Genomic DNA, 22,489 nt, shown 5'->3' with positions numbered 1-22,489 from the left:
TTTTAATCGTTTTGTAGCGTGAAATTTAGATAATTAAAATCATTCAACGACAGATTTTGCTGCTGGAACTTATTGTTAAAATAAAAAAATGACACGACTGCATGGTCTTAATTTAAGGAGATGGACTATATTCCATCTCCCGGTGTTGAAATAGGTTTAGCGCTGCTCAAAAATGCTTGCTAGGGGTAGAGAGAGTTTGGCTGCCAGATAATCATCCGCTTCTTCAAACATAGGACCAATCCGCTGCATCCACTCATGGTCATCGGTATGAATATTTTTAACGTCGGGACGGCGTGGCAGAGGATAGGGAAGTGATTTATAAAAACTCCAAAAATCGACCTGCGTTAAATTACGGACTAACACATATTCATTGTTATCGGTACGTTTCACTAAATTTTGCTGCTCTAATAATAAAACATAGCTTGGCCAGTGCCCAATTTCTTCCCGACCTAAAACATCCAGCGCTTCTTTGTCGGACATGCTTTCACCACTTTGTTGCTTGATATGGAAAAGTTGCAGGATATCCAACAGCATAATCACAGGATGGCGCCGTTGTTCTTTTCCTGTATAGAAAGCGGTCAGTGCATAACTAATTTCGACGCCAAGCAGCACAATATTCCAAGACAGAAAAATCCATAACAGGAAAATAGGGAGCGCAGCAAATGCACCATAGATAATTTCATAACTGGTGAAATTAGACATGATGTAACCAAATAGGTTTTTTAATAATTCAAAAATACTGGCGCTGAATATGCCTGCAAAGAGGGCAGCTTTAATTGGAACGCTACGATTGGGAATGGTCCAATATAAAATAAAAAAACCTAGAATTGAGAGCGTAAAGGAGATGACCCAGAGCAGGAAGGCACCATCGACTTCATAGCCTGCCAAATGGCTACTCAGCAGATTCATGGACGCTACGGTAGAAGATAGGACAAATGCACTGCCCAGTATAATTGGACCTAAAGAAATAATGGTCCAATAGCGCATAAAGCCAATCATACCACCACGTTTTTCCCGAACACGCCAAATACGATTAAACACATTTTCAATACTGGTGAGCATCATGACGGTAGTCACAAACAGAAATAGTATCCCGATGATGGTCAAATTATTGGATTTATCAGTAAATGCGGTCAGTACTTTGTCAAAAGCGATGGTGGTTTTTGGTAAAAAATTACTATAAATCAACTGCTGTAGCTGTTGTCGCGCAGGCTCTAGAGCTTTAATTGAAGAAATAATCACTAAAAATACGGTTAACATCGGAACCACCGCAAACAGTGTGGTATAGGTTAAAGAACCTGCTTGTTCGCGGCATCGGTCTGCTTCAAAACGTCGAAGGACAAATAAAACAAACTGAAACCAAGTTTTGCTGTAAAAAGGCAGTCTTACTAAATACTTTTCTATCATGCGTTTCTAGTCTCAATTTTTGATCATTTTATATAATTTTCAAGCACAAGCTTAACCAAAAAGTCGGCAAAATACCGTATAGTTTTCATTTTTAGCTTAGATCATAAATGTCATGCAACCTTATGTCCTTGTTTTATATTACAGCAAATATGGCTCTACCAAAGAAATGGCGCATTTAATTGCCAATGGCATCGAGTCGACAGGGATGGCTGTCAAGATTCGTACTGTGCCTAATTTGGCTACAGTCGTGACGGAAGCGGCTGCAAGTATTCCTGCTGAAGGGGATATTTATTGTACTTTAGAAGATTTGCAGTATTGTTCGGGTTTAGCTTTAGGTTCACCCACACGTTTTGGCAATATGGCATCAGAAATGAAATATTTTTGGGATCAAACCACCAGTTTGTGGTTAAACGGTGCTTTGCATAATAAGCCAGCCTGTGTTTTTACCGCGTCAGGTTCAATGCATGGCGGACAGGAAAGTACCTTATTAACGATGCTTCCTCCATTATTTCATCATGGCATGATGGTGATGGGATTAACCAATGCACAAGCCGCATTATCGAATACCAAAACAGGTGGAACACCTTATGGTGCAAGTCATGTGAGTGGCCCACGCCATGATCAGCAGTTGAGTCAAGATGAAAAAGTGCTCTGTACGGAACAAGGGCGCCGTTTAGCCACCATCGTACAAAAGTTGCAGACTCCGCTGGTTTAACTTGAAAGGTCAGCATCAAGATGATGTTGACCTTTTGTTTTTAAATCTAAGCCAGTACAGGCTTATGATTTCTCAATTTTTTGCTTAAAGCGATAATTACATTTTGAGCATTTGTAATCGAGAAAAATATTCTTATCCATCACAATACCTGCTTTCTTGCCAAAATAATTGCCTAGAAAGCCTCCTGTAATTCCAACACTAATTCCACCAATAAAAGTGCCTATTGTACCGCCCACAATAACGCCCAGTGGCCCAGCTACAGCTCCAATCGCGGCACCTGTTGATGCTCCAGTGGCAGCGCCACCCACAGTTCCTGCTGCAACGCCTGCAGAACCCAGTAAAATCCCACTGGCTTTTTTCAGGTGTTGGTCATGGTCGCGTTTTTCAACTTCACTTGAACCACATTTAGGACAGAGAATCGTATTTTCCATAGATGATTTGCCTTTGCGTGCCGTAAACTCAATCACGAGATACAGCAATTTTTGTCAAGATTTACGTGTGAGCAGAACCACCATGTGCTGCTTCGACTTGGATGAATTCGCTAAGTCCGTAAATCTAGAGTGAATTCTAGCGAAAAAGAACAGTCATGTGTTTAATTGAGTTGTAAACAGCTTGTCCTTCTACATATCATTGTGAAGTAAATATGAAGCACAGATACGTATATTCTATTTCATCTTGATGTTTATATTTTATAAATAGGCATGTCTAAATGAACCCGATTGCGTCCTGCTTGCTTGGCTTGAGACAAAGCTTTGTCGGCACGTTTCAATACCGTTTCCGCACTCAAGTCTGTAGCGTGTGCTTCAGCGACCCCAATACTAACGGTAAAACAGATGATTTCTTCTAGATACGGAATTTTCAGATCTTCAATTGCCGCACGTATTTGTTTAAAGCGCTTGATGGCGTCTTTGGCAGAGTGGGTTGGTAAGATAATGGCAAATTCTTCTCCCCCAATTCGTGCAAGAAAATCATGCTCACTTAAATAAGTTTGAATGCATTCACACATCTGCTGGAGCACATAATCACCAGCTTGATGACCATAAAAATCATTTAAAGTTTTGAAATAGTCAATATCGAGGATACCCATACTAAAGGGCGTGTTGGCATTAGAAAAGAGCGACATGTTGTGATTGCTTTGTTGTGTAAACATGCGTCGATTAAAAGTGCCAGTTAATTCATCGGTCGAGGTGAGTTTTTGCATTTCCTGCACCTGTAAGTGCAATTTAATGTTTAACGCAATCCAGTTTGCCAAACATTGTAAGAAGATGGCCTGTTGCTCGGTGTAATGAAACTTGGCGTGGTCGGCAACGTTTAATGTACCCAAGCAGTTTCCATTATGTATTAAAGGCACATCCATGCATGATCCCATGCCATTTTGAGCCAGCATTTGACAATCCAATTCTTCAAATAAAGTTACATCATCACAAATACGGAGTGTGGCAGTACTAAAAACGCGCCCAACAAAGGTATTTTGAATGGGCAGTTTAAAATCAAGAGGAATCGCCTGATTGCCCGATATGGAGTACAGTTTGAGAAAATTAGGTCGATCATACAGGGTAATACTGACACGTTCAGCTTGAAAGACCTGAGAAAGCCAGCAGGCAATTTTGTCTAAAAGACTTCGTAAGCAATCTGCTTGTGCAAGATCATGAATGAAGTTGATTGGAAGTTGAATGCAATCACTTTCATTTAGTGGCTTCAGTTGATTTGGGGGATAAACCCGTTCAGCAGTATTGTTGTTCATTGCCAGATATTCTCTAAATTCAATGGTCAGTTGAAGCGGTATACTTATTGGAGTTGAATTGTTGATGAAATCAGTGATTCTGTAGTCGCATTTCAATGGTAATTTAGTTTGAATACATCAGACAATACATGTACTTACACTTACATACTAAGCATTTTTTCTGAGTTTTTCTAAAAAAATATCAAACTGATCAGGACAAAAGTGACGTGAGTATTTAGAACATCAGGAATAGACCAATAAAAAAGAGCGCTTAAGCGCTCTTTAAATACAGGATTTGAACTTAGTCACGTTCAAATTCAACGGTACCATTGGCTAAAGATTTTACACGTGCCAAAGATTCAACACGGTAACCTTTTTCCAATAACAACGCGCGACCAGGCTGGAATGATTTTTCAATCACAATGCCAATTCCTACAACTTCAGCTTGGGCTTGGTGAATCAAATCAGCAAGACCTAAAGCAGCTTGACCATTGGCTAAAAAGTCATCAATTACCAATACTTTATCTGTAGCACTGATGTGTTTGTTTGAAATTGCAATGGTGCTTTCAATTTGCTTGGTAAACGAGAAGACTTTTGAGCGGTATAAATCATCTTTTAAAGTTAAAGACTGATATTTACGTGCAAAAATGACAGACACGCCGAGCTCTAAACCAGCCATAACAGCAGGTGCAATACCTGATGCTTCAATTGTGATGATTTTGGTGATTCCCGCATCTTTAAACAGACGCGCAAATTCTTGACCAATTTGTTGCATCATAACAGGGTCAATTTGGTGGTTTAAGAAAGAATCGACTTTCAGAACTTGATCAGAGAGAACGATACCTTCTGCTAAGATTTTCTGTTCTAGTGCGTGCACGGGAGAATCCTCGGGGGCAGGTGCTTTTTCAAGCAAAAGCGTATTTTAGAAAGCACCTGAAAAAAATCAAGTAAAAATCGTCAAAATGAATTACTTCGTGGATCCTTTATATCCAGTCAGCAATAAACCATAAGATGATTTCCCATCCTGATGGGTCACTTTCACTGGAAGATAATCCAATTTAGGAGCTAACCAGAAGATGGTATCACGACCAGGTTTATCGTGTTTCATCACCACTTTAACGGTATCGAAAGTGCCATAAGAGGTTTTAATTTTTTCAGAACCTTGTTTTATGAATTGGCGGGCTTCGACTTCTTTTGCATCTGCAATCAGATAGGTCGATTTCATGCCAACACCTTTCAAGTCTTCACGAATTTGCAATTCGGCATTGAGCTCATCCAGTACGCCAGCCTTCCAAGCAAACGAACGTGCTTTATCATCTTTTTTGGTGTTAATGGTTTTGCTATTTGGATTAAAGTTGATAGTCATGGTGTTGTTATGCACCAAAATTTTGCTGGTTCGGCTGAAACTATTGGAACTAATTTTGCCAGCATTGAAACCGAAACGGCTGGTTTCAGAAGCAGAAGCGATCGAACCTGCTTTGGCTGCGAAAACATAGGTCCAGTTATTTCCTGAGTTGCTTAAGGTACGAGTCGCCGAGCCCATGTTCTTGCCATTGTAGTTAAATTGATAACTTGCTTGGAAGGGACTCATGGCGAATGCTTGGCTGGAAAAGCCAGTAAATAACAATGTAGAGGCAATACCCGTAGTCATTGCTATTGTTTTCAAAACATTTTTAGCCATTAGTGAAAGTGTTCCTGTGAAGTTTAAAATAAGTGTATTGTAAAATTACACCCGTTTATTATGCCTAAGCATTATGAAGATAAAATCTGCTTTTCTGTGCAAAATGTATCTTTCCTGTAGCCTTTTTTCTTGGTATTTCACGCCAAGTTAGCGATGAAATCTGTGCTTATGTGCGCTTTTGTTTAATCGGTGTGACGTGGTTTTCAGGAATTCCCTCATGTGCCCAATCTTCAATTTCATCTTCAGTCATTCTGCCAAATAAGGCGGCTAAATTGACATTGCCTAAAACCACTAATTCAGCTTCGCGCAAAACCGCATGATTGACATGCACCTTATTGAGTGTATCCAGAATTGAACGTTTTTTGCCTAGCCAACGATTCAGATCTAAATGTAATAAATCATCCTTTACTTTAATCACATTCAATTTTTCTAAAATCATGCCTAAAGGATCTTTATTCAGAATTTTTTGATAGAAAAACAGGGCAGCATTAAAACCCATTTTATGGAACCCATTTTTGAATTTAGCTTCTATAACCTGCGTATCACTAATTTGCTCGAACACAATCAGTTGAATATCTTTGTTCATTTCCATTTGAACCAGCTTTAGATCGACAGAGAGGGTAGTATAAATCCCTTTAAACTCTAAAGTGGCATAGAGACGTAACCAGTCATCATGTAGGTCTGCATGCAAATCTTTCAGCATTTTTACATTGTCAGTGACAAAGCGTTGGAAAGTCGCATTTAAAAAGACTTGTGAGAGTGGAAATTCACGTTCATCTTCAATAAAGCCTTCCGCTTTTTGGTACACTTGATGTAGCCGTTTAGAAATATTGGAAAGTAGCGTTTGCATAAAGGCATCCTAGCAAGTGAATCTACTGGCTTTTGATTAATTTTGCCGAATTGTATTTAAAATACAAAAATTCAATCTTGCAGTTTAGCAAAATTAATTGCACCATTTTCAGTATTTTAAGGCAGTGATTCTGTTGTATTGATGAACGTCAGGTTTTTATCAACATAATAGCAACCAAGTCAAAATTTTACTGTATATGCAGTGTGGGGAAGGCAGTTTGTCGGTTAGTTATGATACTGAATAAAATAAATTATACGCCTTTATTGCGCGCGTGGTGGAAAGACCCGATTTTTACAACTGCGGTGGGCTTTGCGCTGGCCTTACATCTTGCTGTTTTAGCCATTGAATTTGCTGCGCCCACGCAACAGGATGCAGCAGTGAAGGAAATTGCGGTAACGTTACGACCGAGCGAACAGAAGGTTGAACAGGCTGACTTTCTGGCGCAAGCAGATCAGAAAGGTTCGGGAACATTCCGCGAAGCGCATCGGATATCGAGTGACATGCCAGCACCGATGTTGGAACAAAGTGCGGGCGAAAAGCAGATGGAAACGTTGCAAAAAACTCAACAAAAGCGTGAACTGAATTTTGAAGAAAAAGTCTTGATGACCACGCTCAGTTGGCAAAAGCAGGCTGAACAAACTCGTCGGAAAAAGGCGATGGATGAATTAAACAGTCAGTTCCAAGCCAAAGCCGCTATGGTAGCGAGTCTGGAAGCACAATATTTACAGCGCCAACAAAATTTCAGCCGCCAACAGAAAATTAAAACGGTCGATGGTATTCAAGCCAAGCAAGATATTACCGCGGCATATTTAGAAAAATTTAGACAGAAAGTGGAATTTTACGGCAACCGTTATTATCCAGAGCAAGCAAAACAACAGCGTTTAGCGGGTGAAGTTCGCTTGATGGTGATTCTGAACCGCAATGGCGGGATTCGGGCCATTCGTTTAATTGAAAGTTCTGGGCATGACTTACTCGATGAAGCAGCGAAAGCATCGGTACGTAAAGCAGCGCCATTTACTGGATTTGATCGTAATATGAAAGATATCTCTGAGTTACGCATTGTTCGAACTTGGCGTTTTGACCCTGCGGAAGCCGAGTTTGAAGTGCATTAAATTGCAGGGAGAACGCCATTCTCATCATCACATTTCTGTGGGCTAAATAGTGTTTGCTTGGGAATGGGGTGCGTTAGAATAGTGGCGTTCAATCTTACAAATTTCTACACTAAACGATTGATACCATTGTTCTTTGCCTAATTGCTGCGCCACTTGGTGTTCTGCATCTAGATGCCATGCCTGAATGTCTGCCAAGCAGTCCCAGTAAGACAATGCAATTTCAAAGTCTTGCTCGGAAATGGCTTCAAACTTTTGACAATTAAACTGACTCAGTGCTTTTTCACGTAATAACTGCGCCGTTTGAGAATATTGTTCATCTAAGGCTTTAATTTTGGCTTTAAAAATGACCACGTATTTCATAGCTATCCTGTTGTATCTCGTTGAGATTTGTCATTGTGGAGTGCATAAAAAAGCGAGCCGAAGCTCGCATTTTTCTGATTTAATCTTGTTCTAAATAGGGATTGTCAAAACCTAGTTTTGCTAATATTTCGATTTCTAGAGCTTCCATTTCCTCAGCATCTGCTTCAGAGGTTTCATGGTCGTAGCCCATTAAGTGCAAAGTGCCATGTACCAGCATATGCGTGAAATGCGTCAGTGGTGCTTTGTTTTGCTCTTGCGCTTCTAAAAGCACAACAGGAATGCAAATCACTAAATCACCAAGCGGAAATGAATCAAGAACTTGTGCCATTTCATCTGGCAGGTCACTTGGAAAAGACAATACATTGGTTGGCTTGTCTTTACCGCGGTATTCCAAATTTAATTTATGACTTTCAGCATTGTCGACACAGGCAATACCTATTTCACAGTCACTTTGTGTATCGATATGGCGTAAGCTGGTTTCCACGATTTTTTTGATATAAGCGCGTTTCAGTACCAACTCTGGGGACTGAAACGACTGTTGTAGAGAAAGACTAAGTTTCAAAATGAATCCTTAAAGTGGTTAATCTTGTGCATCCGCAGCAGCATCATTTTCAGCAATTAAGGCTTCTTGACGCGCTTTACGTTCTGCACGTGCTTCGGCACTCAGGCGTTGTTGTTCACTGTCCCAACCTTCGTAAGCTTCTACGATTTTTTGAACCAGTTGATGACGAACCACATCACGTGAATGGAAGCGGGTGATGTGAATTTCTTTTACATTTTCAATGACACGCAGTGCATGTGCGAGACCTGATTGTTGACCACGTGGCAAGTCGACCTGCGTGACATCGCCCGTAATCACTGCACGTGAACCAAAGCCTAAACGCGTCAAGAACATTTTCATTTGTTCAGGCGTGGTGTTTTGAGCTTCATCCAGAATTACGAAAGAATGATTTAAGGTACGACCACGCATGTAAGCCAGTGGGGCAACTTCGATCACTTGACGTTCAATCAGTTTAGCCACTTTTTCAAAACCGAGCATTTCATACAAGGCATCATATAAAGGGCGGAGGTATGGATCGATTTTCTGACTTAAGTCACCCGGTAGGAAACCGAGCTTTTCACCTGCTTCGACTGCAGGGCGCACCAATAAAATACGTTGGATTTCGTTGCGTTCTAACATATCGACTGCTGCGGCAACGGCAAGATAAGTCTTACCTGTACCTGCGGGGCCAATACCAAATGAAATATCGCTTTGTAGAATACGCTGAACATAGCGTCGTTGGTTTGCACCGCGTGGATTAATACGACCTTTACGGGTTTGTAGATAAACATCTTCTAAACCTGTGTGGTCATTATCAGAAAAGTCGTCTTGAATTTCACGGTCAGTTTGGCTGCCTTGAATCATCATGTGGATGACATCGGCAGTAATTTGTTGAGAGGTTTCAGCTTCTTCATGCAGACGTTGCAAGAGTGTCTCGGCTCTTTCGACTGCATCAATCTCCCCATCGATGTAGAAATAATCACCTCGATGGGAAATTTGGACATCTAGACGTTGTTCAATTTGTTTCAAGTGACCGTTATAAGCACCGAGCATGCTCTTTAAACGCTCCATTGAAATACCAGGAAAAGTTACTGTACGTCGAATCGCTGCAGTCAAGAGAGTTCCTTTATGGTAGCTTGAATCTATACCCTTACATTACGCCACGTCAGGCTCAAGATTCAAGAGTTCACCATAAACAAAATTCAAAGTTTTAATCTCGGTAATTTCGATCTCAGCGAAACGTCCAACCCATGCTGCATCGCCGATAAAGCTCACGTAACGGGTGTTGTCTGCTGTACCAATCAGTAAGTTAGGATCTTTATCCGAAACTTTCTCAATTAATACCCGTTGTATGCTGCCGAGCATGGCATCTGTTTTGTCAATACTTGAGCGTTTAATCCACTTTTGAACTTTGGCTAAACGTTCTTTTTTCACCTCGTCAGGGGTGGTGTCTTCAAGGTCAGATGCAGGTGTACCTGGGCGTTTTGAATAAACGAAACTATAAGAGTGATCGAAGTCCATATCTTTGATGAATTGATAGGTTTCTTCAAAGTGAGCATCAGTTTCGCCCGGGAAGCCAATGATAAAATCACTGGATAAATGCATGTCAGGACGAACTTTGCGTAATTTGGCAATTTTGTCGATATACACATCAATCGTGTGGTTACGCTTCATGGCTTGCAGAACATCGTTTGAGCCACTTTGTACGGGCAAATGTAGATGCGACACCATTTGCGGTAGGTCGCGGTAACATTCAATCAAGTCATCGTTAAATTCAAGTGGGTGCGAGGTGGTATAACGCAAACGCCCAATCCCCGGAATTTCTGCAACCAGACGTAACAAGTCTGCAAAAGTACAGATATTACCTTCGAAAGTTTCACCGCGGTAACCATTGACGTTTTGACCGAGCAAAGAAATTTCTCGTACGCCTTTTTCGGCTAAGGTGGCAATTTCTGCTAAAACATCATCGAGTGGGCGTGAAACTTCTTCACCACGGGTGTAAGGCACCACACAGAATGAACAATATTTTGAACAACCTTCCATAATTGAAACAAAAGCCTTGTAACCTTCAACACGCGGTTCAGGTAAAAAGTCGAATTTTTCAATGTCTGGGAAAGAAATATCCACCAGTTTGATTTTTTCTTTCTTGGGTTTTTCAATTTGATCGAAATGCTGATCGAGCATTTGCGGCAAACGGTGTAAGGTTTGCGGGCCAAAAATCATATCGACATAATTGGCACGTTTTTGAATGTTGTCGCCTTCTTGCGAGGCTACACAACCACCAACACCAATAATCAGATCAGGATTTTTGTCTTTCAGCTTGCGCCAACGACCTAGCTCAGAGAACACTTTTTCTTGCGCTTTTTCACGAATCGAGCAGGTATTCATCAGTAGAATATCGGCTTCTTTCGGGTCTTGAGTCAGCACATAGCCGTGCGAGTCGCCAAGTAAGTCTGCCATACGGTGACTGTCATACTCATTCATCTGACACCCTTGCGTTTCGATATACAGTTTTTTAACTGAACCGTTGGCTGGGGTGTGCTGTGGCTGGGTAACAGTGTTTTCTGAGGCAGCTTGGGCACCATTTGGAATGAAGGTTTGAACCGTCATGTAGGCTCCTAACAGGATAAAACGGAGAAACGTGTAACAACTGTATCTGTTTTGTGGGTTGATAATAAAAAACTATTCAACATTTACACGTACAGAAACAAGGGTTAAACACGATAGCAGTATAAGAAAGGCGCGTATTTTAGCAGGATTTACAGAAAAACGGACAGCTTTAAATATTGAAGCAAAAATATTGATTTATGAAGCAAAAATGCTTGAAAATTAATATTGCCTTATCAGAAGGTTACATAACACAACAACAGCGCGGCTAGAGAATATTCTAAACTAGCCGCACGAACGAAGTGTTTACATTGAGATTGAGTCGAATAGGTTAAAATAAAGGATGAAGGCACACATATGTTAAATCGGTGGTTAGATAAAAAAAATTATTATCACGTACTTGCATGGAGTGTGGCTTCAATAGGTATATTCGGGCATGCCTATGCAGCAGATGAACAATTTAATGATGCTTTGCAGGCAGCCAATTCTGGCAACACTGAGTTATTACAACAATACCAAATGTCCATGCAAAATGATGCTTTGGGCTACTACCCAGAATATTGGGCTTTAAATGCCAATTTGGGCTTTCAGCCAGCAAACAATATTGTTAATTTTGCCCGTCGTTATCCTCAATCGGCGATGGCAGAAAAATTAGCGGCAGATTATGTCGAAGAAAAGGTCAAGCAAGCTGATTTTAATAGTGCACAGCCTGTTTTACCCTATGTGACCAATCCCGATCAGGCAGAAAGTTGTGCAGTTGCCCAAGTGCGTGCAAAAACTGGGGATGCATTGGTTTTTGCAGAATATAAAGATGTTTGGCTGACAACCAATTCACAACCAGAGTCTTGTACAGGTTTAGCACGACAAATGCTATCGAGTCCTTTAATGACTCAGCAAGATAGGCAACAACGTTTATGGGGATTGTTGCGTGCAGGTCAATCTGGGCAAGCAGTAGCAACAGCACAGTCGTTGGGATTAAATTTAAGCCTAGCTCAGTTGAATCAGATTCAAGCCGATCCATTAAACTATGTTTGGTCTGCACCTAAAGCGAGCGCAGAAGAGCAAGCTTATTTAATCTTTGCGATGGGGCGTATGGCAGATAGTGATCTGGATGCCGCGATGTCCTCTGTGCAACGTGCTGCTCAAGGAACACCAGAAGCAGTACAAAAAGCCTTGTACCGTGCAGTGGGGTATGTGGGCGCTACAACGGTCATGAAGAATAACTTCAAACGTGAAGTGCTCAATAATTTGGATGCCAGTTATGGCTTACCATTTAGCCCAGAAGAAGCCGAAATCTATGCGCGCCAAGCCATTCGTTTTAGTGCTTGGGAAAGTTTAATTCGTGCCATTGATGCCATGAGTGTCAATCAAAAACAAGAAGATCGTTGGCAATATTGGTTGGCCCGTGCTTATGAGCAACGTAATGATGCCAGTGCGAAACGTAGCGCACAGGAAATTTTCCGTAAATTGGCTCAAGGCGACCAGTATCATAATTTATTAGCCAAAGACCATGTAGGACAGCGATACAGTACGATTCCAAGTAATGTTCAGCCGACCAACAATGACTTGCAGCGTTTGAGTCAAGATATTCATTTTAACCGTGCTTTTGCACTGCGTAATGTCAATGCTCCAGACAATTATGTGAATCGTGAATGGAACTGGGCAGTACGACAAGCTTATTTAAAACATGATGATGGTTTGTTGCTGGCGGCTGCTAAACGTGCAACCGATATGGGGTGGTATGACCGCGCTATTTATGCAGCCGATCGTACGGAAAATAAACATAACTATGCGTATCGTTATGCGATGCCCCATCAAAGTTATGTGGTCAGTCATAGTCAGAATGCGGGGATTGACCCTGCATGGGCATATGGCTTAATGCGTCAGGAAAGTCGTTTTGTTTCGAGTGCTCGTTCACATGTTGGTGCTGGTGGTTTAATGCAGATCATGCCAGATACAGCACGATTAGTTGCCAAGCAAATGGGTGAAACTTATAATCCTGCCGCGTTATCGGATATGAATACCAATATTCGTTATGGAACATTTTATCTGTCGATGATTAATAGCCAATTAAGCAGTAATCCCGTGTTGGCGACTGCGGGCTATAATGCTGGGCCGAATCGGGCACGTCGTTGGCAGCCTGATGATCGTCCCCTTGCCGCAGATCAATATACGGAAACCATCCCGTTGAATGAAACCCGAGACTATGTCAAACAAGTTATGACCAATGCCACGCATTATGGGGTCTTGTTGGGACAGGGGGCTCAGTCTATTGGGAATCGTATGCAAGTGATTCCTTATCGCGGGACGCCATAAATTTATTGTGTAATAAGCAGCATGAGAAGGTCGAGCATTCATGTGGTTTGATGTAGTTGAAAATAAACAGATTAAAGCGACTTACCTAGCAATGGGTGGGTTAGGTCTGGCTGTTTGTACTCAGCTTACCCATGCTGCTCCTTCTGTTGCGCCGCATGGTTATGTTATGGAAATACAAATGACACCCGCGGCGTGTATGATGGATAGTCAACGCAGTAAACGACGCAAATGTTTAGAAGGATATTCGCTGAATATTGTCGGATTATTACCTGAAACTGCACAGAGAGACTGTGAAATCTCATCTTCTGCAACCTTGTCTCCTCTGCAAGCCAAAGTCGTGGCTAGAGTCATGCCTGACGAAAATGCACGTGTTCAACTTTGGCAATCGATTGGAGGCTGCGTGCCAATGGGAGCGAGTCAGTATTTCCGCACCATTATTAATTATGCAGAACGCTTAAAGATTCCAGCAGAGTTATCGAGTCCAGAAACACGAACTTTGCCGCAAAATCAGATTAAATTACAGTTTTTACGTTTAAATCCGACCTTGCCCAGTACAGGAATTCAGTTGGGTTGCCAGAGTTATCGTGGTGAAAACTTTTTGACCAAAGTGAATGTTTGTTATAAAACCAATGGGCAATATAAACAGTGCTCTACTGCGGTTGTTGGCAATTGCCCAAATCAGATCACGATTAAAGGGTCATACTAAGTTTTTTGGGACGGTTAATTTATATTTCCTATCAGACTTTTGTTGAAATTGATGCTCTTTTTTATGCATATCCTGAAGGATTGGAGTACAATCTTTGCCGTTTATGATAATTCGATGAAAACGGACAGACCCGTTTAATCATATTAACGATCCTCAATTGGAGATACTTACATGAAGCAACCTGTTCGCGTTGCCGTTACTGGTGCAGCTGGTCAAATCGGTTACAGCTTATTATTCCGTATTGCCAGCGGTGAAATGCTTGGTAAAGACCAACCTGTTATTTTGCAATTGTTAGAAGTTCCATTTGAGAAAGCTCAAGCTGCGCTTAAAGGCGTAATGATGGAATTAGATGACTGTGCTTTCCCATTATTGGCTGGCATGATCGGTACTGATGATCCGAAAGTTGCATTTAAAGATGCTGACTACGCGTTATTGGTTGGTTCACGTCCACGTGGTCCTGGTATGGAACGTGCTGACTTGTTAAAAGTGAACGGCGAAATCTTTATTGGTCAAGGTCAAGCATTAAACGAAGTTGCTAGCCGTGACGTTAAAGTGCTTGTTGTAGGTAACCCTGCGAACACCAACGCTTACATCGCAATGAAATCTGCTCCAGATCTTCCAGCGAAAAACTTCACTGCAATGTTACGTCTTGACCACAACCGCGCGTTAACTCAACTTGCTCAAAAAGCGGGTGTTGCAGTTTCTGACATCGAAGACATGACTGTTTGGGGTAACCACTCTCCAACAATGTATGCTGACTACCGCTTTGCAAAAGTAAACGGTGAAAGCTTAAAAGACAAAATCAACGATGCAGCATGGAATAAAGATGTATTCCTTCCTACCGTTGGTAAACGTGGTGCTGCGATCATCGAAGCACGTGGTTTGTCTTCTGCTGCGTCTGCTGCTAACGCTGCAATCGACCACATGCGCGATTGGGCTCTTGGCACAAACGGCAAATGGGTAACAATGGGTATTCCTTCTGACGGTTCTTATGGAATTCCTGAAGGCGTAATGTTCGGTTTCCCTGTTACAACTGAAAATGGCGAATACAAAATCGTTCAAGGTCTTGAAATCGATGAATTCAGCCGTGAGCGTATCAACTTCACGCTTAATGAGTTAGAAGAAGAACGTGCAGCAATTGCTGACATGGTGAACTAATTTAATCTTTGTTGATTAAGTTAAAAAAGCGCTCCATTTAGGGGTGCTTTTTTTATGCTGGAATAGAATCAACAAAAAATAACATGCTGAAAAAATATACAGAATGATTTTGTCGTACTATTCGGTTACCTTAAAAAGAGAACAATGAGATAGGGGTGTAATATGTTTGATGTACAGCCAACCCTAATACTGCTTTTCGACCAGTTGGGTTTAGATTCCAATGAAAGTGCAATGGATCAATTTATACGTCAGCATCAACTGGCGGCAGATGTCGTACTGCATCAAGCAAGCTTTTGGACAGATGCACAGCGTGAATTTTTACATAGCCACTGGGATAAAGATGATGAATGGGCAATCGTGATTGATACTTTAAATGAGCAATTGCATGAAGATGCTGGAGGCATGAATTTCTCAGGTTAATAACAAATAAATGTAGGCTGTCGCACTTTCCTGTAGTTCACAAAAAGCTACAACAAAGTCGCGATAGCCCCTTTTTTTGCCTGCACAATTCTTATAAGTTAATTAAATAATAAATTATAGATAAACTGATAAGGGGCGGGAAACGATGAAAAATAATCCATCCTTAGAGCTACTGTTTTCGCAATTAGGTCTGGCAAACAGTCTGGCCGCTATAGAGCTGTATGTGCGTACACATCAGTTGCCTGCACATTTATCTTTACATGAAGCACCGTTTTGGAATCGTTCACAACGCGATTTTCTCATTAGTCATTTGGTACAGGATGATGATTGGGCAATCTGGATTGATGAGTTAAATCAACAACTTCATATGGATGCTTATAAATTACAAACGGCTTAACATCCTGAACGGTTGTTGTGTTTACTCAATGTATATTTTAAAAAAAGCGTCTCTCAGGACGCTTTTTTTAATACAAATTTTCGATGTTTAGTGTGGTTTTGGCTGTGTGAGTTGTACGAACCATAGCGTTTCACGATAAGGTGCAAAAGCAGAGTGTTGCTGTAATAAGAAAGCATCAAATTCAGAGGTTTGACTATATTTTTTCAACCAATGGCGACTTAGGGCAGTGTCATTTTTACATGCGCTGGCGTAGGCAAGAAAGAAATAGACATCACCATGCTCATGCACAGTTAAGGGTTTTAGGATCTGCTGGGTAATTAAAGCAAAACGCTGTTCTTTGGTAATTTCAAAGTACAGCATGTAGGCCTTGGCCAAAAGCAAGGACAAGTCTAAATAAGTACGTAGCGGTATTTCTTCAAATTCGATACGACCTTGTTCAAGTAACACAATGGCTTCTTGTAAAAAGTGGAGTTGCTCCTGACGAACACGACTCAACGTCACCAATGCCAAACGTAAGTCTGCACGTTCAAGCGCTAAATCGGGTGTATTACCTTCCAAATACATTTGGTCAGTTTCGCCAATTCTCGCAATAATTTGCTTTGCATCTTTTAGCATTCGTGCAGTCCTCTCTAGTTAAGCCTACTATATAGGGTCATTCGGGAAGATTTAAAGGTTTACCAGATGGTATTGCCACTTCTTAACCATGCAGTAATCGAAAGCCGCTGTTGTTTGGCTTCAATCACTTCATGTAGTAAATCACTGCGAAATAAGGCAATCCGATTTGGTTGTGGTTGAATAGTATGCCACTCGCCATTTTTATCCTGAAGCCGAAGCTGGCCGCCCCAATCGTCTTGCCATTGCTCATGCAAATAATAAACCGTGGAAATAACGCGATCATTTTTCTGTTGCGGATTATCACGATGGAGCGCATAAAACTCACCCGCAGAGTAACAAGCAAAATGCGCTTCAACTTCACGAATTCCTAAATAAAACGCCTGATTCAGTTGTTCGGACAAGAGTGATAAGGTTTCGACATGTCGTTGTGCAACTTGTAATTCTGGATGAATCCATAAAATATGATCACTACGAATTTGACTAACCACACCATTTTGAATTGCTGCTTCACGAAATTGATTTAAATGAGAGGTACATTCATATATTAAATCAGTGACATATTCAGTAGCATAGGCGTGATCAATCAGTGCAAAACCATGTTGGTCAAGATCATTGAGAACTTGATCGATATTCCACGATGCAGGAAGCTTGGAAACAAGCATAGAAGCACAACTCAAAACAAGAAAACAGAACTGCTTTATTCTAGAACAACATATCCGTCGGAATGAAACTATTTTTCATGCTAAAATAACCGTTGATTTTAGGAATTAAATAGAAATGAATTACCGCCACCATTTCCATGCAGGCAACTTTGCCGATGTCATGAAGCATGTTTTATTGCTGCAGCTTTTGACGCGACTCAATGCAAAAGATAAACCATATCGCTATGTTGATACGCATGGTGGTGCGGGTAAATATGACTTATCGACTTCAGAAGCACAAAAATCTGGTGAATTTTTAAATGGTATTCATCGTTTAGTTAAGCTGGATGATTCAGTGAAACGTACTGCGCCTGAAGGGGTTCAGCAATATTTAAAAATTGTTGAAAAAATGCGTAGTAATTTTGGTAAAGGGGCATATCCTGGTTCGCCGTGGTTTGCGCTAGAAGGTATGCGTGACATAGATAAAGCGACCATTTTTGAAATGCAGCGTGATGTCTTTCAGCAATTACGTCATAACATTCATGACAAACGCGCAGGCTTGCATGAGCGTGATGCTTATGAAGGTTTACTGGGCGTAATTCCACCGAAAGAAAAGCGTGGCTTGGTCATGATCGATCCACCTTATGAAGTGGAACGTAAAGATTTTCCGCAATTGGTTGAACTCTTAGTTGCTGCTTATAAAAAATGGCCAACAGGAGTATTTGCGGTCTGGTATCCAATTAAAGATCGCGCCATGATTGAGCGTTTTGAGAAAAAAATGTTTAAAACAGGTATTCGTCGCCAATTGGTTTGTGAAGTCTGCGTTTGGCCAGATGATACCCCTGTAGGCTTAAATGGTTGTGGTTTATTGGTGATTAATCCACCTTGGAAGTTCTCTGAAGATGCCGATGAAGCATTACAATGGTTATTTCCACATTTGCGCATGCAAGAGCATGGTGGTCATGCCGCAGTACGTTGGTTAGTTGGCGAATAATTGCCGTAGATAGAATAAATTAGGTTGCAGATTAGGATATAAAACAATGACAAATAGCTCTAAACCTGAAGGTGAGTTACATGCTCCAGACCATGACTACGATGGAATTACCTTCGAAGTTGTTGAAGAGGAGCATACTCAAGAAGGGCAAAAGATCAAACGTCGTGGTATCTATCTGTGGCCGAATTTAATTACCACAGCCGCATTACTGTCAGGTTTTTATTCCGTTATTGCCAGTATGAACGGTGAGTTTACTCAAGCCATTTATGCCATTTTTATCGCCGCTTTGTTTGATGGTTTGGATGGTCGTGTTGCACGTGCCATTGGTGCACAAAGTGCTTTCGGAGAGCAATTTGACTCACTTTCCGACTTATTAGCTTTTGGTGTTGCGCCTGCCATCCTCATGTATAGCTGGAGTCTGCATGACTTGGGTCGTATTGGTTTAGCCTGTTGTTTTATTTACACTGCGTGTGCTGCATTTCGTCTGGCGCGTTTTAATGTGCAAATTGGGGTAGTCGATAAGCGCTACTTCATTGGGGTGGCCAGTCCATTAGCCGCTATCATGATTATTTCAATGGTGTGGGTTGGTCGTGATTTTCCAAATATCTTTGATTTAAATGAATTAGGTATTCAGATTGTCAATGCTGCCATTATTGTGGCAGTTGGGCTACTGATGATTTCTAATATCAAGTATTATTCATTTAAAACGGTAGACCGGAAGCGCGTTCCATTTGCAGTGTTACCTATTGCTGTCTTTATCCTCGCTGCGATGACTTACAATATTCCTGTAGGTATATTAGTGATTTCAATTATTTATGCGCTTTCTGGTTTTGTCACTACCTTTCTTGCTCGCAAACAGACGGTGAGCTAAATATGAGATAGTTGTGATGAGGAGCTAGGTTATGCAATTGTTTCAAGATTTTTTAGATCGATCCAAACAATTGAATCTGGCTCCGAAAAAGTCACGCTTAAACTTTCATATCCCTACGCATCAATATAAATTCATCTATTTCGGCATTATTTTGCCAAATCTTCCAGCACCTCTGCATTATTTTAATTTTATTGGACTAATGGGGGCTGCTCATGCGCCGATGTTACGTAATGAGAGCGCAATTCATAGCACCGCAATAGATACGGCAACTATTTTGTGTAGTAGCAGTCCACACATGGTGGGGCAATTGCACAGTTATGCCATACAACGAGATTGTCATTTTTCTAAAAACTTGTGGCAGTTTTCAAATCATGAGCAAATTTTAGGAAGTTTACCTAACTTTCAAATCCAACGCGATGATGATGAATTAAGTTGTCAGCTTTCTATTCACACAACCGCGCAAGTCAGCTATTTCAATAAAATGCGTCTGGGGCTGGGTGAACATTGGTCTACACGATGTTTTTGTGAGGGAGAAATTACTTATAAAGAACAAGTTTTTCCGATTGCACAGCATGGCGTATTTGAGTTTGCGCGTGCAGTCCAGCTTCCTTACTTACCTTTGGCATTTTTTACTTACCAAATTATTCAACTTAATAATGGCGATCAAGTGTTGATAGCGCAAACACGAGATCACTTTAATCGTATTGTGCAATCTCGTATTTATCTTAAATATGCCAATGTTGAACGCACAGAACTTTTCGATGAACACGTACAGTTCAAAGTGCATCGAGTTTATCCCAAAGTGGTGACCCCAAATGGGCAAGCGATGTATTTACCTCGAGAGTTTGAATGGAACTATCAAAATAAAACTGGCGATACCATTCAAATACAAGCACAAAGCCGAGGAGATTTTAAATTTGGATTGGCTGCGGGTTATGTAGGGAGTTTTAAATATCAAATTAAAATCAATGCCCGAGAAGAATATGGTGAAGCTGGCTATTGTGAATATGTCGATTGTCGTGCATTAAAATGGCAAGAAAAAAATCAAGATGAAAAAATACTGGATGATTTAGTTAATACTGTACCTTTTATGCTCAAAAAATGAAGAAAAAAGTAGATTTTGAGTATTAAATAACCATGTGGGTGTTATTTTCGAATAAAATCTAAAAAGGGTATTGCAAGGGATTAGAAATGCTGTAGAATGCACATCCATCGGCGGTGATGTTGATTAAAACTTGTTGAGAAACAAGGATTTAGCCCAAGCGGTAGAATCTAGAAGTCTTGAATAAGTTTAAAAATAATTAACAAAACCTGTTGACTTTAACTTAGATTAGAGTAACATAGCCGACCTAGCTTGATGATGACGAGTCATCAAGAAGATCATTAAGAGATTATGAAGAACAACTTGTGTGGATTTTTACTGATTGATTGATCGAAATTATTTTCATTGATTGATGGTAGAAATTACTCGAAGTTTATTTGAGAAATATTTGTCAGAAAATTGATGAGCCAAGATTGGCACCCTTATAGGTGCTACTGATTTTAAACTGAAGAGTTTGATCATGGCTCAGATTGAACGCTGGCGGCAGGCTTAACACATGCAAGTCGAGCGGAGAGAGGTAGCTTGCTACTGATCTTAGCGGCGGACGGGTGAGTAATGCTTAGGAATCTGCCTATTAGTGGGGGACAACATTCCGAAAGGAATGCTAATACCGCATACGCCCTACGGGGGAAAGCAGGGGATCTTCGGACCTTGCGCTAATAGATGAGCCTAAGTCGGATTAGCTAGTTGGTGGGGTAAAGGCCTACCAAGGCGACGATCTGTAGCGGGTCTGAGAGGATGATCCGCCACACTGGGACTGAGACACGGCCCAGACTCCTACGGGAGGCAGCAGTGGGGAATATTGGACAATGGGGGGAACCCTGATCCAGCCATGCCGCGTGTGTGAAGAAGGCCTTTTGGTTGTAAAGCACTTTAAGCGAGGAGGAGGCTACTGGTACTAATACTACTGGATAGTGGACGTTACTCGCAGAATAAGCACCGGCTAACTCTGTGCCAGCAGCCGCGGTAATACAGAGGGTGCGAGCGTTAATCGGATTTACTGGGCGTAAAGCGTGCGTAGGCGGCTGATTAAGTCGGATGTGAAATCCCTGAGCTTAACTTAGGAATTGCATTCGATACTGGTCAGCTAGAGTATGGGAGAGGATGGTAGAATTCCAGGTGTAGCGGTGAAATGCGTAGAGATCTGGAGGAATACCGATGGCGAAGGCAGCCATCTGGCCTAATACTGACGCTGAGGTACGAAAGCATGGGGAGCAAACAGGATTAGATACCCTGGTAGTCCATGCCGTAAACGATGTCTACTAGCCGTTGGGGCCTTTGAGGCTTTAGTGGCGCAGCTAACGCGATAAGTAGACCGCCTGGGGAGTACGGTCGCAAGACTAAAACTCAAATGAATTGACGGGGGCCCGCACAAGCGGTGGAGCATGTGGTTTAATTCGATGCAACGCGAAGAACCTTACCTGGTCTTGACATAGTAAGAACTTTCCAGAGATGGATTGGTGCCTTCGGGAGCTTACATACAGGTGCTGCATGGCTGTCGTCAGCTCGTGTCGTGAGATGTTGGGTTAAGTCCCGCAACGAGCGCAACCCTTTTCCTTATTTGCCAGCACTTCGGGTGGGAACTTTAAGGATACTGCCAGTGACAAACTGGAGGAAGGCGGGGACGACGTCAAGTCATCATGGCCCTTACGACCAGGGCTACACACGTGCTACAATGGTCGGTACAAAGGGTTGCTACCTAGCGATAGGATGCTAATCTCAAAAAGCCGATCGTAGTCCGGATTGGAGTCTGCAACTCGACTCCATGAAGTCGGAATCGCTAGTAATCGCGGATCAGAATGCCGCGGTGAATACGTTCCCGGGCCTTGTACACACCGCCCGTCACACCATGGGAGTTTGTTGCACCAGAAGTAGGTAGTCTAACCGTAAGGAGGACGCTTACCACGGTGTGGCCGATGACTGGGGTGAAGTCGTAACAAGGTAGCCGTAGGGGAACCTGCGGCTGGATCACCTCCTTAACGAAAGATTGACGATTGGTAAGAATCCACAACAAGTTGTTCTTCATGACGATGTATCTGAGGGTCTGTAGCTCAGTTGGTTAGAGCACACGCTTGATAAGCGTGGGGTCACAAGTTCAAGTCTTGTCAGACCCACCAAATCTGACTAACGAAGCATTTGAAGGAATGCTGAATACAGAAAAACAGAGACATTAACTTATTGATAAGCTGGGGACTTAGCTTAGTTGGTAGAGCGCCTGCTTTGCACGCAGGAGGTCAGGAGTTCGACTCTCCTAGTCTCCACCATATATTGAA

General features: G+C 41.7%; 22 protein-coding genes, 2 tRNA genes and 1 rRNA gene. 13 read left to right on the top strand and 12 right to left on the bottom strand.

Annotation, left to right across the window (positions count from 1 at the left end; genetic code table 11):
• Window positions 1–156: 156 nt before the first annotated feature.
• The gene (locus tag E0H82_RS08960) at window positions 157–1,407 is read right to left on the bottom strand and encodes a YihY family inner membrane protein (RefSeq protein WP_131264307.1); all 1,251 of its coding nucleotides are present in this window, start codon (window positions 1,405–1,407) and stop codon (window positions 157–159) included.
• A gap of 112 nt (window positions 1,408–1,519) precedes the next feature.
• On the opposite strand from E0H82_RS08960, the gene wrbA reads away from it, so the two are divergent.
• Window positions 1,520–2,122 (top strand): NAD(P)H:quinone oxidoreductase, encoded by a 603-nt coding sequence (gene wrbA, locus E0H82_RS08955; RefSeq protein ID WP_131264306.1) that lies wholly within the window; start codon window positions 1,520–1,522, stop codon window positions 2,120–2,122.
• A gap of 62 nt (window positions 2,123–2,184) precedes the next feature.
• Here the strand turns inward: wrbA and E0H82_RS08950 are convergent, their stop codons facing one another.
• The 5 genes from E0H82_RS08950 to E0H82_RS08930 all read right to left on the bottom strand — a co-directional run bounded on the left by E0H82_RS08950 (window position 2,185) and on the right by E0H82_RS08930 (window position 6,376).
• A complete protein-coding gene (locus E0H82_RS08950; RefSeq protein WP_131264305.1) occupies window positions 2,185–2,553 on the bottom strand; it encodes a hypothetical protein in 369 nt (122 codons plus the stop codon).
• 251 nt (window positions 2,554–2,804) lie between these two features.
• Window positions 2,805–3,866: a sensor domain-containing diguanylate cyclase gene (locus tag E0H82_RS08945; RefSeq protein WP_131264304.1), complete on the bottom strand. Its 1,062-nt coding sequence runs from the start codon at window positions 3,864–3,866 to the stop codon at window positions 2,805–2,807.
• 280 nt (window positions 3,867–4,146) lie between these two features.
• Entirely contained in the window at window positions 4,147–4,722 is a 576-nt protein-coding gene (locus E0H82_RS08940) for a xanthine phosphoribosyltransferase (RefSeq protein ID WP_131264303.1), read from the bottom strand.
• Between the two features lie 90 nt (window positions 4,723–4,812).
• On the bottom strand, window positions 4,813–5,526 hold the full coding sequence (locus E0H82_RS08935) for a DUF3108 domain-containing protein (RefSeq protein WP_131264302.1): 714 nt from the start codon (window positions 5,524–5,526) through the stop codon (window positions 4,813–4,815).
• Window positions 5,527–5,692: 166 nt separating this feature from the next.
• Complete coding sequence (locus E0H82_RS08930) at window positions 5,693–6,376, bottom strand: hypothetical protein (RefSeq protein WP_131264301.1); 684 nt, start codon at window positions 6,374–6,376, stop codon at window positions 5,693–5,695.
• Window positions 6,377–6,606: 230 nt separating this feature from the next.
• Between E0H82_RS08930 and E0H82_RS08925 the strand changes: the two genes are divergently transcribed.
• A complete protein-coding gene (locus E0H82_RS08925) occupies window positions 6,607–7,488 on the top strand; it encodes an energy transducer TonB (protein ID WP_131264300.1) in 882 nt (293 codons plus the stop codon).
• Between the two features lie 42 nt (window positions 7,489–7,530).
• Here the strand turns inward: E0H82_RS08925 and E0H82_RS08920 are convergent, their stop codons facing one another.
• The 4 genes from E0H82_RS08920 to miaB all read right to left on the bottom strand — a co-directional run bounded on the left by E0H82_RS08920 (window position 7,531) and on the right by miaB (window position 10,999).
• Window positions 7,531–7,848, bottom strand: a complete 318-nt coding sequence (locus E0H82_RS08920) for an antibiotic biosynthesis monooxygenase family protein (protein WP_131264299.1) — start codon at window positions 7,846–7,848, stop codon at window positions 7,531–7,533.
• A 79-nt stretch (window positions 7,849–7,927) separates the two neighbouring features.
• Window positions 7,928–8,410 (bottom strand): rRNA maturation RNase YbeY, encoded by a 483-nt coding sequence (gene ybeY, locus E0H82_RS08915; protein WP_131264298.1) that lies wholly within the window; start codon window positions 8,408–8,410, stop codon window positions 7,928–7,930.
• A gap of 18 nt (window positions 8,411–8,428) precedes the next feature.
• Window positions 8,429–9,505, bottom strand: coding sequence for a PhoH family protein (locus E0H82_RS08910; RefSeq protein WP_131264297.1), 1,077 nt, complete (start codon window positions 9,503–9,505; stop codon window positions 8,429–8,431).
• Window positions 9,506–9,544: 39 nt separating this feature from the next.
• Window positions 9,545–10,999, bottom strand: coding sequence for a tRNA (N6-isopentenyl adenosine(37)-C2)-methylthiotransferase MiaB (gene miaB / locus E0H82_RS08905; RefSeq protein WP_131264296.1), 1,455 nt, complete (start codon window positions 10,997–10,999; stop codon window positions 9,545–9,547).
• Window positions 11,000–11,353: 354 nt separating this feature from the next.
• Between miaB and E0H82_RS08900 the strand changes: the two genes are divergently transcribed.
• The 5 genes from E0H82_RS08900 to E0H82_RS08880 all read left to right on the top strand — a co-directional run bounded on the left by E0H82_RS08900 (window position 11,354) and on the right by E0H82_RS08880 (window position 15,993).
• Window positions 11,354–13,312, top strand: a complete 1,959-nt coding sequence (locus E0H82_RS08900; protein ID WP_131264295.1) for a lytic transglycosylase domain-containing protein — start codon at window positions 11,354–11,356, stop codon at window positions 13,310–13,312.
• 91 nt (window positions 13,313–13,403) lie between these two features.
• Window positions 13,404–14,018, top strand: coding sequence for a ribonuclease I (locus E0H82_RS08895; RefSeq protein ID WP_131264331.1), 615 nt, complete (start codon window positions 13,404–13,406; stop codon window positions 14,016–14,018).
• Window positions 14,019–14,189: 171 nt separating this feature from the next.
• A complete protein-coding gene (locus E0H82_RS08890; protein ID WP_131264294.1) occupies window positions 14,190–15,176 on the top strand; it encodes a malate dehydrogenase in 987 nt (328 codons plus the stop codon).
• Between the two features lie 162 nt (window positions 15,177–15,338).
• The gene (locus tag E0H82_RS08885) at window positions 15,339–15,596 is read left to right on the top strand and encodes a DUF2789 family protein (RefSeq protein WP_131264293.1); all 258 of its coding nucleotides are present in this window, start codon (window positions 15,339–15,341) and stop codon (window positions 15,594–15,596) included.
• A 145-nt stretch (window positions 15,597–15,741) separates the two neighbouring features.
• Window positions 15,742–15,993, top strand: coding sequence for a DUF2789 family protein (locus E0H82_RS08880; protein ID WP_016168546.1), 252 nt, complete (start codon window positions 15,742–15,744; stop codon window positions 15,991–15,993).
• Window positions 15,994–16,080: 87 nt separating this feature from the next.
• Here E0H82_RS08880 and E0H82_RS08875 read toward each other — a convergent pair whose 3' ends face one another.
• The gene (locus E0H82_RS08875; protein ID WP_131264292.1) at window positions 16,081–16,608 is read right to left on the bottom strand and encodes a hypothetical protein; all 528 of its coding nucleotides are present in this window, start codon (window positions 16,606–16,608) and stop codon (window positions 16,081–16,083) included.
• A gap of 59 nt (window positions 16,609–16,667) precedes the next feature.
• Window positions 16,668–17,270: a 2OG-Fe(II) oxygenase gene (locus E0H82_RS08870; RefSeq protein ID WP_131264291.1), complete on the bottom strand. Its 603-nt coding sequence runs from the start codon at window positions 17,268–17,270 to the stop codon at window positions 16,668–16,670.
• A 115-nt stretch (window positions 17,271–17,385) separates the two neighbouring features.
• Here E0H82_RS08870 and E0H82_RS08865 point away from each other — a divergent pair, with 115 nt between their 5' ends.
• The 6 genes from E0H82_RS08865 to E0H82_RS08840 all read left to right on the top strand — a co-directional run bounded on the left by E0H82_RS08865 (window position 17,386) and on the right by E0H82_RS08840 (window position 22,480).
• Complete coding sequence (locus tag E0H82_RS08865) at window positions 17,386–18,243, top strand: 23S rRNA (adenine(2030)-N(6))-methyltransferase RlmJ (protein WP_131264290.1); 858 nt, start codon at window positions 17,386–17,388, stop codon at window positions 18,241–18,243.
• Window positions 18,244–18,289: 46 nt separating this feature from the next.
• Complete coding sequence (pssA, locus tag E0H82_RS08860) at window positions 18,290–19,114, top strand: CDP-diacylglycerol--serine O-phosphatidyltransferase (protein ID WP_131264289.1); 825 nt, start codon at window positions 18,290–18,292, stop codon at window positions 19,112–19,114.
• A 31-nt stretch (window positions 19,115–19,145) separates the two neighbouring features.
• A complete protein-coding gene (locus E0H82_RS08855) occupies window positions 19,146–20,219 on the top strand; it encodes a DUF6670 family protein (protein WP_131264288.1) in 1,074 nt (357 codons plus the stop codon).
• 439 nt (window positions 20,220–20,658) lie between these two features.
• Window positions 20,659–22,195: ribosomal RNA gene (locus E0H82_RS08850) — 16S ribosomal RNA — on the top strand.
• Between the two features lie 61 nt (window positions 22,196–22,256).
• A tRNA-Ile gene (locus E0H82_RS08845) sits at window positions 22,257–22,333 on the top strand.
• A gap of 71 nt (window positions 22,334–22,404) precedes the next feature.
• Window positions 22,405–22,480: transfer RNA gene (locus E0H82_RS08840), tRNA-Ala, on the top strand.
• The last annotated feature ends 9 nt before the right edge of the window (window positions 22,481–22,489 follow it).

Origin of the sequence: Acinetobacter sp. ANC 4910 (genome assembly GCF_004331035.1) — a bacterium.
Lineage (GTDB): Bacteria > Pseudomonadota > Gammaproteobacteria > Pseudomonadales > Moraxellaceae > Acinetobacter.
The sequence above is the reverse complement of the archived record's forward strand: the minus strand, read 5'-3'. Positions and strand labels throughout refer to the sequence as shown.